Here is a 14,956-nt window from a genome sequence, read left to right as displayed (position 1 = left end):
ACACAAAGCGCAATGTTATAAAAAAACTCTACTTTAACCGTTTAAGGCAAAGTAGAGTTTATTAACTGTAACATCACTTATTCCTCTATTTTCATCACCTAAGACTATTTCATTCCGGCCAACTGCATGCCTTCATATCGACGCGACCATCTACTAAAAAAGTTACACCTTCGGATTCCAAAAGGCCTCTACGCATATTCGCATACTGGCCGCCTGTAATAGAACCATCGGCCGTAACTACCCGCTGCCAGGGCAAATTTTCAGGGCAGCACCGCATAGCCCAACCGACAACACGAGCCCCGCTTGGACGTCCCAACATCCGGGCAATCTGCCCATAGGATACGACTTTACCGTACGGTATCTGCGCAACAATTTCATAGACTTGCTTAAAAAATGGATTCGTAGTCACAATAACCCCACCTTGATCGGAAAATACCTACTGGCAGTAAACCTGCTGCAATATAATCTGTACAGCAGCAGCCCCTTCCTTCGCTTCCTATACATTATACCTCGATAACCGCCGCTCACACCATAGTCTTTCCTCTATCTAACCCAGGCCGCCGCGCTCTTTGCCAAGGCGTCAGATAGCCAGTAAGGATTCATTTTCATAAGATTTAAGGGTAAGTTATCTATATCGAAAAAATTCGCTTCGCTGATTTCCTTACAATCAGCCTGTAAAGTACCCTCTTTAATTCGACACAAAAAAGACAGTGTAATAAAATGAGTCACTTTTCCTGATGGATACCGAAAGACTTGTGTTTCAGGATCTGAATATACTCCGACTAACTTTTCCGCAGTTACAATAAGTCCTGTTTCCTCCAAGATTTCCCGACAAATGGCATGGGCAACACTTTCCGCTTTTTCCACATGACCTGATGGCAGTCCCCATAAGCCATTGTCGACTCGTTTAACAAGAAGAATCTGATGTTGCTCATTAAAAACAACACCTGCTACGCCTGGTTCTATGGTATCTGGCCAAAAATAAGTAGAATGCTCTTGCGCGCCGCAACAATTTACAGAACAAAACAGTTCCATTAAACTACCAATTACCGCCTTGGGTTTGTAATCTTCTCTGTAGCCATCACGACTCGCTTGTTGCCGCGCGACCAAAATTACATCCATTCCCCCTTGTTCCGCCCCCCTAATATCGGTTTCTGACTGATCACTCATCACATAAGCGCAAGCCATTCTATTGGGAACTAAATAGAATGCCGCAGTCCAACCGGACGTTATACATTCTGCTAGCACTGCCGGAATTCCTAGATAATTTAATTTTTCACATACCGCTTGCCGTGAAATCCCTGGATCATTGGTAAAAAAATATAGTTTCTTGCCCATACTTCTCAGCCTCGCAATGGCCTCTTGGCTCCCTGGTACCAATTGATTTTCGAAATAAATAACCCCATCCAGATCTACTAAGAATAGATCATATCTTTCTGCCAGTATCACTAGTAACGCCTCCTTACAAAATAAAAAAGCCTAAAGAGAATATCTCAGCGCACACTAAGTGCGCCAAGCTATCCCCCTCGGGCTTTTTATGCCAATAGGTGCTTCTGTCCAGTTAGAACAGAACTGTAGCGCTCGGTCACTGTCCCTGCAATCCAGGCGGAACCCTAGCTACCTATTCCCAGCTTAGTAACTGTATAATACCATAGTAAAATCAAAATGTCATGGCTTAAAATCCAAATTATATGGCGATCAATCCCGCCGCTTCACTACTAAAACAATCGTAATATAGAAGCTTAAAGCGCTGTCCCCTCGGTGGGAACAAATAACCGAGACATATCTACGCCTTCTAATTCAAGTAATTTGACTTTTGTATTCACACCGCCAGCATACCCGGTCAAACTTCCCTTTACGCCGACAACTCGATGACACGGAATAATAATAGAGATCGGATTATGGCCCACAGCTCCGCCTATCGCTTGACTTGACATGCTTTGTTTATGCAGTTTCAAGGCTGCCTTTTTCGCAATATCGCCATAAGTAATAACTGTGCCATAGGGTATCTCACATAACAGCTGCCATACGACTTGACGAAAATCTCCACCAATGGGAGCTAATGCTAATTCAGAAATCGCAGGCTTCTCCCCCGCAAAATATCGGTCTAACCATTGCTTCACGATTGCAAATACCGGCATGTCATTGTTTTCTAGCATCGTTTTAGCAATAGCGCCACCATAATACTTTTGCCCCTCCAGCCATAACCCTACCAGGTTGTTGGTATCACAGGCAAGGGTAAGTTTGCCAATAGGCGATAAGTAATTCGTTGAATAATACATGGTAGATCCCCCCTTTATAGCGTGTTCCAGAGATTGATTGTAGCGTAACTGCGCCAGGGCCGCCAGCCTTCCGAAATTGTAAGCAGTTCTTTGCTTGTGTAATCGGGAAGTGCTTTTTTCACACCAACATCTGTTTCAAGGAAAGCGTCTGGCCACTCCAACGCGCGCATAGCAATATACTGTGCCGTCCATTTACCAATACCGCGAATTGTCAGCAATTTTTTAATTTCTTCTTCTGGATCAAGGCAAAAGTCAAAGTTGATTTTTCTTTGCACGATTGCCGCGGCAAGCTCATAGATTGTTTTTGCCCGTGTTCCAATTACGCCTAACGGCCCAAAGTGGTTTTCAATCGGCCCGTTCAACGCTAGTACATCTTCCGGCGAAGGAAACACATGAGTCAAGCCGTCTATTCCAGTTTGAATTGGCGTACCATAGGTATTAGCAATCCTTGCGGCCAAAGTGCTTGCCGCTTTTACCGTGATTTGTTGTCCAAGTACCGCCCGCACCGCCATTTCAAAAGCATTAAAACAGCCTGGTAAACGGGTTCCTACCACAGAGAGCCCGGGTCGTATATCATTCATTGCTGAAAGCGTTTGATATATTGCATTGGGCTCGCAGTACAAATCAAACAACTGGCGTACTCGTGCCAAAACTTGTGGTAATACAGGCAGTAACGTTTCACTTATTGTGACGGCTAACGTATTACTTTGAGGTTGATGCCCCACTTGTACCCAGCCATATACACTCTTTCCAGCGGCACCTATGAGATGGACTGTACGCATATATTGGTTATTCTTCACTATATCAACACCAGCAATGGCACGTCCTGCAAGAAACTGCAAGATTTCTTGCCAACGATAGGGCGGACGATATCCCAGTGCCAAAATAAAATCGCCAGTATGGTGTTTTGCTTTCGTAGTCTGTTTCCGTAACCCTGTAGGCGAAAGATTATAGCGCTTTTTGAAAACTTCATTGAAACGGCGTAAGCTGCCAAATCCAGCAGTCATTGCCACATCAAGCACCGACAAATCCGTATCCGTAAGCAAGTTCTTAGCAAGCAGCAAGCGATAAGTTTGTAAATATTGCACTGGCGAAACATTGTATTCGGCTCTAAATATACGCCGTAAATGTCGATCCGTACAGCCAAGCTGTGCGGCCAGATCCTGTAAACTTTGTCCGTTCCAGCCATTTTCTTCGAGTAATCTCGCTGCTCGATAGACTAAATTAGTCGAGGCGTCAACAATAGAACTACCAGGAGCTAACTCTGGCCGACATAACAGACAAGGCCGAAAACCAGCTTGTTCCGCTTCCGCCGCCGTCGCATAAAATGTACAGTTTTCAACTTTTGGCTGCTTGGCCCGGCACACAGGGCGACAATATATCCCCGTAGACGAAACGCCTACAAAAAAACGCCCATCAAACCTTGCATCTTTTGCCTTAAATGCCGCATATAAACCGTTTGCATTTGCCTGCATGATCTTATCTCCTACATTGACTTTGACTTAATTATATCACCTTCTTTAAAAATATCTGGCTGTTTTCGGACATGCTTTTTTGCACTCCCGAGCGTCTTCTTTCCGCAAAATTCACCGATTGAAACAGAACCTAGTAACAATGCAGCACCAATCATTTGCTGCAACGACAGATTCTCACCTATGACTAGGGTTGAAATCAAGAGTGATGTTAACGGGTCCATATAGCTCAACACAGCGATACTTTGGCCATTTAGTCCTTTCATTCCAGCAAAAAATAGATAAAATCCAACCCCGCCATGAATCATCCCCAACACAATCATCCATATAATCGTCTCTCTGGTTATTAACGAAAAGTTAAACCCTTCCGTAAATAGAACGAATAGAAGCAGTATTATCACAGCCAAACCAAGCTGCAAAAACGTATTTACAATCCCATCTAGTCCGCGAATAAATTGATTCACAATCGTCAAACTAGCATAGAATCCCGCCGCAACAAGTCCATAGCCAATGCCAAGCAGATGATTTCCGCCAGTTTCTACCTTTCCGCTATTTTGCAAAATCAAGAATAGGCCAAGCAAGGCAATACCAATACATACTACCTTTGGAAACGATAACTTTTCTTTCAGAAAAAAAGGGGCTAACAGGATAACTAAAACAGGAGCAAAATAATAACTTAGCGCCGCATTGGCAATCGTTGTTTCCTTATAAGCTTGAAATAGAAAAATCCAATTACCGCTCAATGCAACACTTGCGAGTAGTAAAACAACAACATTCTCTTTCACTCTATACCACAACACTTTCTGTTTCGTCCCCATGAAGATCAATAGCAAAACCATAGTCCCAATCAAGCTCAAAAATAAGGCGATTTTACTAGAAGACAGCTCAATATATTTTGCAAACACACCAACTGCACCAAAGATGATCATTGACAGCATAAAATATATTTTTTCCTTCATGATCTATTCCCGCTTTCTTCGAATTGATGAAATAGCGCCTTCATCTTTCTCTTGAATTTATTTTATTTATAAGTTATCATATTTTCGATAATCACAAAAACGAATATTTATCATATGTAAAATCACAAAACCAGATTGAAGGTAATAAATATGGATATGAACATTCAAAAATACATGGCTTTTATAAAAACAGTGGAACACGGCAGTTTTACAAGAGCCGCAATTGCGCTCAACTATTCACAATCAGGAATTAGTCGAATGATTAATGACCTGGAAAAGGAGTGGAAAGTCTCACTATTAGAGAGGAGCCGTTCCGGTGTTAGTCTAACTTCTGATGGTCTAAAGCTACTACCGTTTGCTCAAAGAGTATGTATCGAATATCAGGAACTGCAGACCCAAATTAATGAAATAAACGGTTTACAGTCAGGCTTGATTCGCATTGGGACTTTTTCAAGTGTAGCAACCCATTGGCTGCCTAACATAATCCGCGAATTTCAAAAAACGTATCCTAACATTGATTATGAATTGCTGTTGGGTGACTACACTGAAATTGAACGTTGGATTTTAGAAGGAAGGGTCGATTGTGGTTTTCTCAGGCTCCCGACACACCCGGAACTGGAAACAATCTTTCTAGACCAAGATAAACTATTAGTAGTTTTACCACCAAATCATCCTTTAACGAACTATGAACAAGTTCCAATTAATTCACTCTGTAATTATCCTTTTATGTTACTAGAAAAAGGAGCTCGGGCCGAAATATCAGAGCTTCTTGAACGATGGAAGGTATCGCCAAACATAAAGTTTACGACCTGGGATGATTATGCCATTCTTTCAATGATTGAAAGTGGACTTGGTATCAGCATTTTACCGCAACTTATTTTGCATCGCATTCCTTATCAGGTAGTCCTCAAAGAATTAGCTGTACCAGCGCATCGTAAAATATGTTTTGCTATGAAAGAAAGAAAAACAGCTTCTCTAGCGGTTACTCGTTTTTTAGAATATCTTCCTTACAGACATTCTTCGCCTATAAAGTTGTAGACAAATAGAAAAAGACCTTCGCTAATAGAACTAAATGCATTGAGTAAATTGCATCTATGTTCTATCAGCGAAGGTTTTTCTATAACTTCTACATTCGTTTCTTTTTCGAAATACCTCATTATTTAAGTTGGAGCAGAGTTATTGATCCGATTATCATAGCTCTATTTCTCATCGACTCACGGCTTTATATAAGCAAATCCCTGTTGCTGCAACTCAATCAACCGCTGTATCCCTGATGGAACAACATGTACCCCTTGCGGTAAATAAGAAGCATCTATCCCGTTTCCTTGTAGTGCAATCTGACAACATGCAGCAAGTAATCATCATGTAAGCCATTCAGAAAATTACTAATGTTACCAAGTAACAGGTCCCATTTTTCCATTTCATCAATATGAAAAACAGCTTTCCACATCATCTCGCCACCTCCCTCTCTCTGTGCAAGAAGTCCACTGCCCTTCTCACCAACCCTTTTTGATAATTTCTTCTAATTCGGTCTCCGTTACACCGCCACTTTTTCGGTAACGAATTATCCCGTTTTCATCGACAACAAGCGTCGCGGGAATCGCTGTAATGCGAAACTGCTTAGCAATCGCTCCATCTGAATCAATGTAAGCCGTAAACGAATAGTTTCCTTCCTTTAAAAAAGCAGCTACCTTCCCCTTGTCTTCCTGAATATCTATCGAGTAAAACTGCATTTTATCCTTGTTATTGCGAACAAATTGATCAAGCTCAGGAAACTCTGCCCGGCATGGCGGGCACCAAGTTGCCCAGAAATTAATAACACTAATCTGACCAGGTTTGCCAACAGTTACCGACTGTCCAGCAAGTCCTTGCAAGGTAAATTCAGGCATACGATCGCCGGTACTAACACCACTGCGAGTGCTCTGGCTGCTTGAACCGCTTGCTCCGCTTGGAGTATTCGTTTTATTAAGAAACACATACCAGATTCCAGCCAAAATACATAACGAACCAAAAAGAATCAGTAAGCGCTTTCGATTATTCATCGAAATTCCTCGCTTCCATAGCTAGCATTTTTTCTACAACCAAAGCGGCATTCCGCAAAGGCGCTATGTCCTGTTTGCTTTTCATTAATAAAATGCCGCCTTCCATTAAGGCAACAATAGCCTGTGCCAAACATTCACTGCTGCAATCTAGCGGTAAAGCCTGTTCTTGTCGCCACTCTTCAATTACTAGCGTTAAGTGATGGCTCCACAGAGAAAACATTTGATAGATTTTTTCCCGAAAAACCTCATGCTTCTCACTGAGTTCAATAGCCAGATTGCCGAAGAAACAACCACATTTACTTTCCCGCTTGTTATGTATATCAATCGAACAAGCAAGCATATGGCGAATTTTCCGTTGCGGGTCACCTGGTTGCGCTAGATTCTCTTCAATAACTCGCTTTTGCCATTTTTCAAAACAATAATCAATCACAGCAAGTCCCAGTTCTTCTTTGGAAGAAAAGTAATAATAAAACTGACCTTTACCGATCTGGGCCGCCTCCATAATATCCTTGACTGATGTTGCTTCATAGCCATTCGAATGCATTAAATCAGCTGTCACTTTTATAATTTCCAATTTTTTGTCAGTCATAATATCCTCCTTACCTACCAGTTGGTACAATTTAATTTTATCATATAGTATGATGGCCGCAAAGATTTTTATTCATAAAAATTGTATTCCGCGTCAAAAGCGAAAACAGACTTTCAGCTAGAAGAAAGTCTGTTTTTAATAAACCATTTTATAGGAACTACATTTTAAAATACTGACAGACCGCATTAATTCTTCTGCCATGACGGCAAGAACTTGACTGGATGCATCGATTTCCTGCATTGCCGCTAACATTAATATTTTATTTCGATACCCATTTAACTCCCGAGACATCACGTAATGTTATTTTCGTTACATTACTTACGTCCTTTCCTAAATCAAGAGTTACTATTGCTTCGGCGCCAAGTGGAATAATAATACCGTCTGGACCTGCTTTTACTTTGAGAGGGAATGAATTCTGGATAGTTGCTTTTTTCATCACTGCAGACAAATGTTCCCCTCGTAAATCAGCAAGTACTATGCCGTTAGCATCTTCAGCGACCAATTCTGTAACAAAAGCCCCATAAGTATCGGGTCCGCCCTCACGAAAAACTTTTATTGTTACTTGAGTACCTTTTGCACTAATTTGATGAATTTGTACATGTGGTTTAGCGGATGGATTGGAAAGAGGTCCCCATAGCCCCCCTACGAAAGCCTGATTGGTCCATAACATAGCAATAACGGTAAACGCAGTTAACCCATAAATAAGTTTCCGTCCTGTACCTTCGCTGACAAAATTACCTGAAGTAATCCATGACATAGGTTGTTTAATCCAAGAAGGCCACCGCCGACCAATGACTGCATCCAAAGAAAAATTTCCTGATCCAGACATAAAAAGAATAACCCCAATAGCAATACCGAACGATCCAATCTGCCATTCATCCAAGCAGGTAGCTCCTAACCAGCCTGCCCCCAATAACATGGAAAAAGATAGTACCGTTACTCCTAATGCCGCCAAACGAGAAACTAGTCCAAAAGCTACGCAAAATCCAACTGTAAATTCTATAAAAGTGAAAAACCACATAAAAATATTAAGCAAATCGGGATTGGTTAATAAATAGTATAAAAGTGGCTTAATCCCTAATGCGTGCGGATAGAAAGTGTTAATTTTGCCTCCAATCCATGCTGCATTGTTAGGATCCATTTTAGCACCATCAAGCACTAAACGTCGCCAAGCTGCTGAAAAAAACATCCATGCCGCAACAAACCGTATTGGCAATAACAATAAATTCATTGTAACAGAAGCAAAATTTTTCTCGATCTTATCCATTAACAACTCTCCTTAAAAAAATTTAAACTAGCCCATTGCTCATCTACGTAGTTTTTAAAAAATCGAAGAAAGAATTCCAATTCCTTTCTCAACCCAATCAAACCACAGAGCAATTCCGCTTAAAATTAACAACACACCTGTTAGTCGCTGTATAACCGGAAGCCACTCATAATACCGACGCACCGAAAAAAGCACCGTTCGCAAAATCGTGGCGATAAAAAAGAAAGGAACCGAAAATCCCATTGCATAAACAAAAAGTAGAAAAGTTCCCATTCCTACCGTATCGCTGCTGCCAGCATAAACTAAAACAGTCGCTAAAATTGGCCCTGTGCAAGGAGTCCAACCAATCGTGAAGGCGATCCCCAGTAAAAAAGCCCCTACAGGCCCGCCTGTTTTAAAGTACATAAAAGGTCTATATTCACGTTCTAACCTGTCAATTCGTACAGCTCCGACTAATATACTACCCAGAAGAATAATCACGACAGCTCCTGCTTTTTTCAAAATAGGCTGGTAATCAAATAACCACTGCCCTAGCAGCGAAGCCGTAGCCCCTATAGCAACAAACATAAACGTAAACCCTAAAAGAAAACAAAAAGTATTTACATAGATCTTATAAGGCGAAGCCGCTTTGGGATCCGCAGCGCCTGCCAAAACAGCCGAAAAGGTCGGAAGAAGCGGCAAGACACAAGGCGATAAGAACGAGAGAAATCCACCAGTAAAAGCAGCAAGAATCGTTATGTTTTCCAACGCTTTTCTCACCCCCTTTTTCTGTTAACTTCTTCTAAATTTTTTTCTGTTACACCGCCACTTTTTCGGTAATAAATGATGCCATTTTCATCTTGACCTGGCTTACCAATAATAAGTAATCGCTTTCCATCGTTCATCGTAATTCCTCACTTTTATTGCCATCATTTTTCTACAACCACTTTAAATACCTACCGGTTGGTACAATTTTATTTTACCATATAGTATCGCAATCGCAAAGATTTTTATTTATAAAAATTCATCTCGCGCAAAAGAAAAAACAGACTTTTCTTTAGGTGAAGTCTGTTTTTAGCAAAACACTGTGAAATATAAAGTTATTCAATTAAAGAAAGACTTCGGGCTCTTTGCGACATGAAAAATTAACTTCTAGCTCCTTTTTATGATAGAGATAACTTGCATCATCATAATATTTCGCTTGTACCGGGCATATCTTTACGCAAGCACCACACTTTATACATATGCCCTCAACCATTTTGACATTTTCTTTACGGATCGATCCCATCGGGCAAACGGAAACACACTTTAAGCAGTTTGTACAGGCATCATTCGTTTTGGGCTTTACTTTTCGAATATCAACAGGATTGTTCTGTGTATCTTTAGGAATATAATAATAGCGATAGGGCCTATTTCCCTTTACTGCTGGTACTTGAAAATCCTTTTGGCAAATGATTTTTTCTGTTATTTGTTTTGCAAAGATTTCGACAATCTCCAGATCGTTCGTATCAGGTCTGTGAGCAGCCAACGTCTTTGAAAAGGAGTGTTCACCAATAAACGCCCCAGCGGCAACGACTTTAAATCCATCTACTGTTAAAATATCGTACAATTCGATTAAGGCATCGTCATAGTTACGATTGCCATAAACAGTTACGGCAATCGCTAATGCACCATTTCCCGTAATAGACTGTAAGTACTTTAATAAAACATTGGGAACTCTTGCTGCATAAACAGGAATGCCAACAATGACAATATCACTTTCTGTGAACTTTGCTATTTTCTCTCTAGCACCAGGTAAAGTAAAATCTTCAATCTGTATAGCATGATCATTATTAATCTTTTCTGCTAGGACTTCAGCTATTTTGTGCACTACTTTTTGTGTTGTTCTTGTCGGACTAAAATACATTGCCGTGATATTCCAAGCCAAAATTAAAGCCCTCCTCTGCGAAAAATGAGAATAAAATTCTTCAATTCGTATTTTTTAGATTTTACGAGATATTCTTCGACAAAAAAGCAAAAATCCCTATGAAACTATAAAAGGACATGATGCTCAATCATGTCCTTACAGCATATGTGACTGGGCTAGTCTTACAATCTCAAAGTCAAAGCCTTCCATTTTTGCAGCTACGTTCTCTGCATTTCCACGCTTGCAACTTAATCTCATGAAATCCCCTCTACTAATCTGTTTCAATAAACCAAATACCATTATCATCGAAAAGATGCACTTCCTTGCCGCAAATCCTACAAGTGTAGCGCATCCCCAAGCCTCCTGCCTTAAGAGAAGCTGCTTGCCGAATATCTAATACTCGATCAATGGCAAAACGGCGACCATCGCTCCAGGTAATCTGTAATGGTCTAATCTGCCCTTGCCTATCATGTTCTGCTAATACTTTTACAATAACCTTTCCCATAATAAAGACCTCTATCTAAAAAATGATGTTGGATGAATTACATGATCCTCTTTAGGATTGAACCCCGTTAATGCTCGGTCTTGAAGCATTGAACAACGCTGGATGCTATATTGACCAAACCGACGCCGAATGTCATCAATCGTTTTTTCTACAGCTTCCTTTGCCTGGGGATCTTCACCAAAAAGAGCTAGCTGAACATGGCCCTCTGCCGTAACAAGATCAGAGCCGCGCACGCCTAAACTTCGAATGGGGCGATCCCAGCGATAACTACTATAAAAAAGCTCGTATGCCATATCAACAAGGTCTCCCGATACGAATGATGGCTGCAGCAACTTGCCTTGTCGTTCAAAGGATGTCAAATCATTGCCGCGCACATAAATTGATACGGTAGTACATTTTAACCCATGCCCTCTTAAGCGGGCCGCAACACTCTCAGCTAATACATAAATGATCATTTTTACATCCTCATCGTTAACCAGATCGCGATGAGTTGTAGTGCTGTTGCCGATTGACTTAATAATTCGTTCTTCTCCCGCCCTTTTTACCGGAGCCGAATCCAGGCCATTCGCAAAGCAAGATAAAGTTTCACCCCATACACCCAGAAGCAACTTTAAGCTATGTAAATCACGATTCGCTAAATCCCCGATTGTATAGACACCACGGCTTCGAAGCTTCTTAGCGGTCGATCGGCCAACATAAAGAAGTTCCGATACTGGCAGCGACCAAACCTTATCACGAAAATTCTCTTCTATTATAATAGTCGTGCCATCCGGCTTTTTCATGTCACTACCTAGTTTGGCAAATATTTTATTCCATGAGACTCCGACCGAAGCTGTAATTCCAAGTTCGTTCCGAATCCGCTGCCGGATCTCATTCGCAATTTGCTCACCCGACCCAAGACGCCACACAGAACCAGTCACATCAAGCCAGCATTCATCTATACCGAAAGCCTCAATCTGGTCAGTATAATCAGCATAAATAGCTTTAGCCATCTGAGAGAAACGAAGATACTTTTTAAAGTCGGCCAGTACCGTTACCAGGTCGGCTATTTTTTGTTTCGCTTCCCAGATAGCATCGCCGGTTTTCACGCCAGCCTTCTTAGCAATATTATTTTTAGCCAACACAATGCCATGACGCGCCTCGATATCACCACACACAATCGGGTTTATCTCTGATTTCGGGCCGATACAGACATTCTACACTGGCATAAAAATTATTGAGATCTACATGCAAGATTGTCCTCGCCATATCCCCGCCCCCAAAACGAACGTTTGTTCGATTAAATTATATGGTTTTTGCGACAAAAATGCAAATGGGAATAAAAGAGCGTTGTTCAATGCAAATAAAAAAGTACCTCTTAATAGAGATACCTAAGATAGGTATTGCTTCATTGTGAGAATTGGGGCAAATAAATCTTATATAGTAGTCGATCATTTGCTGCTTAGTAAATCCGATCTTAGGGTAGAACACTTTTCCTAAATTTGAGACTTGGGAGTGCGGACATAATCCTGGACTACGCCTATGCTGATATTCCAAGATTATGCCTATACTCCACCGGACTAAGATAAGCTAATGATTATTTGACCCTTACATGATTATACCAGTGGAAATATTTATTTCGTTCATGAATAAAGCTGTCAATGCTTATAGTAGTTCAATTTTAATTATAAAGCATCTCTTTTCGCAATAGTTCCCAAAACCCTGTACAAACTGAATTATCTGAAAAATACTTTTTTTGTAAACATTTTTTTATAAAAGAACCAGATTTTAAAGAATGAAAGAGGCCAGTCTCACCGCCTCTTCTTTAATCATTAATGAAATCTTCTTGTTGTTTACCTTGACGTTCTAAATACCCCTTACCCCAAATGCTTATTGATTCAAGAATGGGCTGAAGGCTCAAGCCAAGTTCTGTTAGAGAGTATTCAACTTTAGGTGGAACCTCCGCATAAACTTTGCGGGAAATAAGACCACTCTGCTCCATTTGCCGGAGTTGCTGGGTCAACATTTTTTGACTGATTCCATTTATACCTCTTAATAAGTCACTAAAACGCTGGTTGCTTCTGCTTAATAAATTTCGTAAAATAAGGACTTTCCACTTATGTCCTATTAAATTCAGTGCCGCTTCAATGGGGCAAATTTTAATATTCAATATTCAAAACCTCCAGTAAAATCAACAATAGTTACCCTTCGGTTTGTATCAAACAAAATAGTGCCTTCTTGCGAAAAGTAACTTTCTTTCTTATTATATGTAATGAAAGAGATTACAAGCAATATGTAATACTAGTTTATAATAGTTTATTTAAATAGTAAGGGGGAAAAACATGAAAAAAATTAATACAGATTCTCTATTGGATTTTTCACTGGAAAAATCCGTGCGTAAAGCACTTAATCATGAGAGCAGTAAGCTTGATGTAGGGTTACTACTCTATACGCCGGGTCAGAGTACACCGGAACATACTCATAAAGATATGGACGAAGTTTTTTATGTTGTGGAAGGTGAAGGGAAACTAACTATCGACGGGGAAGAATTTGCCCTTAAAGAAAAAGATCTAATCTTATCCCCAAGGGGAGAAGGGCATGGTTTTTTCAATACTAGTTTAGGTAACCTAGCAGTTTTGCAAGTTAAAATTTTCTAAGTGTTTCTTAATACAAAAATTCTTTAAGAGGAGATAATTATGAGATATGTCCGTGATACAGAAAAACAAGTAACACGCGATGAAGCCATGAGTATTCTAAAAGCTGGCGAATACGGAGTGTTATCTACTGTAGACAAAAATGGGCAACCTTATGGTGTACCGCTAAACTATATCTTTCTAGATGAGGCGATTTATCTGCATTGTGCTCTTGAGGGGCATAAGCTAGATAATATTGCCGAAAACATCCAAGTATGCTTTACAGTAGTCGGATATTCAGAAATAGTGCCCAGCTCATTTACGGCCAAATATGAAAGTGTTATTGTTTTTGGCAAAGCCATGTTGACCGACGAGCCTGAAAAAGTTAAAATGTTAACCGAATTGGTTAACAAGTACAGCTTAGAGTTCCAAGATAAAGGAATGAAAGTAATTGATGCTTTTAAAGATAGATGTATCGTAATTCGCATAAAAATAGAAGATATCACAGGTGTGAAGAAAAGATAATCCGAAGTTTAATGGTCATATGAATTCAAAGGGCCGTCCGCATTAAGACAGCCCTGAAAGGAAACAAAAACGGCAACCGACAATAGTCGAGAGCCGTTTTTTTATTGTAAAATCAAGTTTAGAAGAACGAAGCAAGAATCTACACGTATCCAAAGTTTTTTTTAGACAGCGGGAAGAAATACAGGCACGCATGCAAAGTGAATAAGGTATTCTGCTCCGCGTAAATCGGTTGATTCAAGTCAAAGAAACCTTTGGCGTCCTTAAAAGCCTTAACATTACTAGTATTAATTGGTCGGAGCGGCGAAATTCGAACTCTCGACCTCTTCCATCTTACGCGAAAAAAGCATTGTAACGAATTGACTTCTTTTTAAAACCCATTGAAATCACTAGGTTTATCGCAATGTCCCTTGACAAATATTTATATACTATGCCAAACCTTATTATATAAAAAGACCCAATTTAGGACCCAATCGTGTAAATATCATTTTCTAATTACATCATTACTGCTTATTGAGCATAAATCGTTCTAGCTACTTTTCTAAGGTAAACCCTAATTTTATATGACATGCTATTCCTTGTAAAGAATGCTATGCGGTTTCTGTTCGTCGGTGCAGGATTTTGCCTTCAGCTTCCTTCAGATCCCACTTCACTGTGGACACCCTTGCCGTTAGCTAATGGTTCCTACTACCAAGCCCATAGCGAACTCTCACCGCCAAATTACTGCTCATGCCGGGCAAACTAAATATAGGGCTTAGCCATTTTGCTAAGCCCTATATTATCTAATGAAATAATAACCCTTCTTGATAACCAAAGTTATC

Annotated in this window: 19 protein-coding genes; 3 read left to right on the top strand and 16 right to left on the bottom strand. The window is 40.4% G+C overall.

All coding sequences use genetic code 11. From position 1 onward, the window contains the following. Positions 1-109: 109 nt before the first annotated feature. From AC0NJP_RS10130 to AC0NJP_RS10110, 5 genes are all read right to left on the bottom strand, one after another. A complete protein-coding gene (locus AC0NJP_RS10130) occupies positions 110-409 on the bottom strand; it encodes an MGMT family protein (RefSeq protein ID WP_474040281.1) in 300 nt (99 codons plus the stop codon). 134 nt (positions 410-543) lie between these two features. After that, positions 544-1,449: an NUDIX domain-containing protein gene (locus AC0NJP_RS10125; protein WP_474699719.1), complete on the bottom strand. Its 906-nt coding sequence runs from the start codon at positions 1,447-1,449 to the stop codon at positions 544-546. Positions 1,450-1,742: 293 nt separating this feature from the next. Further along, positions 1,743-2,282 (bottom strand): methylated-DNA--[protein]-cysteine S-methyltransferase, encoded by a 540-nt coding sequence (locus tag AC0NJP_RS10120; RefSeq protein ID WP_474699718.1) that lies wholly within the window; start codon positions 2,280-2,282, stop codon positions 1,743-1,745. Between the two features lie 14 nt (positions 2,283-2,296). Further along, the gene (locus AC0NJP_RS10115; RefSeq protein ID WP_474699717.1) at positions 2,297-3,757 is read right to left on the bottom strand and encodes an AlkA N-terminal domain-containing protein; all 1,461 of its coding nucleotides are present in this window, start codon (positions 3,755-3,757) and stop codon (positions 2,297-2,299) included. An 11-nt stretch (positions 3,758-3,768) separates the two neighbouring features. Further along, the gene (locus AC0NJP_RS10110; RefSeq protein ID WP_474040286.1) at positions 3,769-4,713 is read right to left on the bottom strand and encodes a DMT family transporter; all 945 of its coding nucleotides are present in this window, start codon (positions 4,711-4,713) and stop codon (positions 3,769-3,771) included. A 150-nt stretch (positions 4,714-4,863) separates the two neighbouring features. Between AC0NJP_RS10110 and AC0NJP_RS10105 the strand changes: the two genes are divergently transcribed. After that, on the top strand, positions 4,864-5,751 hold the full coding sequence (locus AC0NJP_RS10105; protein ID WP_474040287.1) for a LysR family transcriptional regulator: 888 nt from the start codon (positions 4,864-4,866) through the stop codon (positions 5,749-5,751). Between the two features lie 176 nt (positions 5,752-5,927). Here AC0NJP_RS10105 and AC0NJP_RS10100 read toward each other — a convergent pair whose 3' ends face one another. The 11 genes from AC0NJP_RS10100 to AC0NJP_RS10050 form a co-directional block, all read right to left on the bottom strand. Continuing rightward, entirely contained in the window at positions 5,928-6,029 is a 102-nt protein-coding gene (locus tag AC0NJP_RS10100) for a hypothetical protein (RefSeq protein ID WP_474699766.1), read from the bottom strand. Then, positions 6,026-6,166: a hypothetical protein gene (locus tag AC0NJP_RS10095; RefSeq protein WP_474699716.1), complete on the bottom strand. Its 141-nt coding sequence runs from the start codon at positions 6,164-6,166 to the stop codon at positions 6,026-6,028. Before AC0NJP_RS10095 ends, AC0NJP_RS10100 begins: the two co-directional genes overlap by 4 nt. Before the next feature lie 43 nt (positions 6,167-6,209). Then, on the bottom strand, positions 6,210-6,755 hold the full coding sequence (locus AC0NJP_RS10090; RefSeq protein WP_474699715.1) for a TlpA family protein disulfide reductase: 546 nt from the start codon (positions 6,753-6,755) through the stop codon (positions 6,210-6,212). Next, on the bottom strand, positions 6,748-7,344 hold the full coding sequence (locus AC0NJP_RS10085; RefSeq protein WP_474040290.1) for a TetR/AcrR family transcriptional regulator: 597 nt from the start codon (positions 7,342-7,344) through the stop codon (positions 6,748-6,750). The genes AC0NJP_RS10090 and AC0NJP_RS10085 overlap by 8 nt, the downstream gene beginning before the upstream one ends. Before the next feature lie 259 nt (positions 7,345-7,603). Then, positions 7,604-8,611 carry a TQO small subunit DoxD gene (locus AC0NJP_RS10080; RefSeq protein ID WP_474040292.1) on the bottom strand — a complete coding sequence of 336 codons (1,008 nt, stop codon included), beginning with the start codon at positions 8,609-8,611 and terminating at the stop codon, positions 7,604-7,606. Between the two features lie 54 nt (positions 8,612-8,665). Further along, positions 8,666-9,358, bottom strand: a complete 693-nt coding sequence (locus tag AC0NJP_RS10075) for a cytochrome c biogenesis CcdA family protein (protein ID WP_474040293.1) — start codon at positions 9,356-9,358, stop codon at positions 8,666-8,668. Positions 9,359-9,366: 8 nt separating this feature from the next. After that, positions 9,367-9,495, bottom strand: a complete 129-nt coding sequence (locus AC0NJP_RS10070; RefSeq protein WP_474040294.1) for a hypothetical protein — start codon at positions 9,493-9,495, stop codon at positions 9,367-9,369. 203 nt (positions 9,496-9,698) lie between these two features. Next, on the bottom strand, positions 9,699-10,517 hold the full coding sequence (locus AC0NJP_RS10065; protein ID WP_474699714.1) for an EFR1 family ferrodoxin: 819 nt from the start codon (positions 10,515-10,517) through the stop codon (positions 9,699-9,701). 250 nt (positions 10,518-10,767) lie between these two features. Beyond that, a complete protein-coding gene (locus AC0NJP_RS10060; protein ID WP_474699713.1) occupies positions 10,768-11,001 on the bottom strand; it encodes a hypothetical protein in 234 nt (77 codons plus the stop codon). 11 nt (positions 11,002-11,012) lie between these two features. Then, on the bottom strand, positions 11,013-12,158 hold the full coding sequence (locus AC0NJP_RS10055) for a DNA polymerase Y family protein (protein WP_474699712.1): 1,146 nt from the start codon (positions 12,156-12,158) through the stop codon (positions 11,013-11,015). A 647-nt stretch (positions 12,159-12,805) separates the two neighbouring features. Then, the gene (locus AC0NJP_RS10050) at positions 12,806-13,150 is read right to left on the bottom strand and encodes a winged helix-turn-helix transcriptional regulator (RefSeq protein ID WP_474040298.1); all 345 of its coding nucleotides are present in this window, start codon (positions 13,148-13,150) and stop codon (positions 12,806-12,808) included. Positions 13,151-13,322: 172 nt separating this feature from the next. Between AC0NJP_RS10050 and AC0NJP_RS10045 the strand changes: the two genes are divergently transcribed. Next, a complete protein-coding gene (locus tag AC0NJP_RS10045) occupies positions 13,323-13,637 on the top strand; it encodes a cupin domain-containing protein (protein WP_474040299.1) in 315 nt (104 codons plus the stop codon). A 39-nt stretch (positions 13,638-13,676) separates the two neighbouring features. Further along, positions 13,677-14,138 (top strand): pyridoxamine 5'-phosphate oxidase family protein, encoded by a 462-nt coding sequence (locus tag AC0NJP_RS10040; RefSeq protein WP_474040300.1) that lies wholly within the window; start codon positions 13,677-13,679, stop codon positions 14,136-14,138. Positions 14,139-14,956 lie beyond the last annotated feature (818 nt).

The sequence above is a fragment of the Pelorhabdus sp. sgz311002 genome, assembly GCF_056134285.1.
Note: the sequence above shows the minus strand (reverse complement) of the source record. Positions and strands in the feature narration are given on the sequence as shown.

What these genes read in the sequence shown, in the direction of transcription:
- AC0NJP_RS10120 (WP_474699718.1), bottom strand. Translation starts at nt 2,282, where the DNA reads ATGTATTATTCAACGAATTACTTATCGCCTATTGGCAAACTTACCCTT.
- AC0NJP_RS10115 (WP_474699717.1), bottom strand. Translation starts at nt 3,757, where the DNA reads ATGCAGGCAAATGCAAACGGTTTATATGCGGCATTTAAGGCAAAAGAT.
- AC0NJP_RS10110 (WP_474040286.1), bottom strand. Translation starts at nt 4,713, where the DNA reads ATGAAGGAAAAAATATATTTTATGCTGTCAATGATCATCTTTGGTGCA.
- AC0NJP_RS10105 (WP_474040287.1), top strand. Translation starts at nt 4,864, where the DNA reads ATGGATATGAACATTCAAAAATACATGGCTTTTATAAAAACAGTGGAA.
- AC0NJP_RS10095 (WP_474699716.1), bottom strand. Translation starts at nt 6,166, where the DNA reads ATGATGTGGAAAGCTGTTTTTCATATTGATGAAATGGAAAAATGGGAC.
- AC0NJP_RS10090 (WP_474699715.1), bottom strand. Translation starts at nt 6,755, where the DNA reads ATGAATAATCGAAAGCGCTTACTGATTCTTTTTGGTTCGTTATGTATT.
- AC0NJP_RS10085 (WP_474040290.1), bottom strand. Translation starts at nt 7,344, where the DNA reads ATGACTGACAAAAAATTGGAAATTATAAAAGTGACAGCTGATTTAATG.
- AC0NJP_RS10080 (WP_474040292.1), bottom strand. Translation starts at nt 8,611, where the DNA reads ATGGATAAGATCGAGAAAAATTTTGCTTCTGTTACAATGAATTTATTG.
- AC0NJP_RS10070 (WP_474040294.1), bottom strand. Translation starts at nt 9,495, where the DNA reads ATGAACGATGGAAAGCGATTACTTATTATTGGTAAGCCAGGTCAAGAT.
- AC0NJP_RS10060 (WP_474699713.1), bottom strand. Translation starts at nt 11,001, where the DNA reads ATGGGAAAGGTTATTGTAAAAGTATTAGCAGAACATGATAGGCAAGGG.
- AC0NJP_RS10045 (WP_474040299.1), top strand. Translation starts at nt 13,323, where the DNA reads ATGAAAAAAATTAATACAGATTCTCTATTGGATTTTTCACTGGAAAAA.
- AC0NJP_RS10040 (WP_474040300.1), top strand. Translation starts at nt 13,677, where the DNA reads ATGAGATATGTCCGTGATACAGAAAAACAAGTAACACGCGATGAAGCC.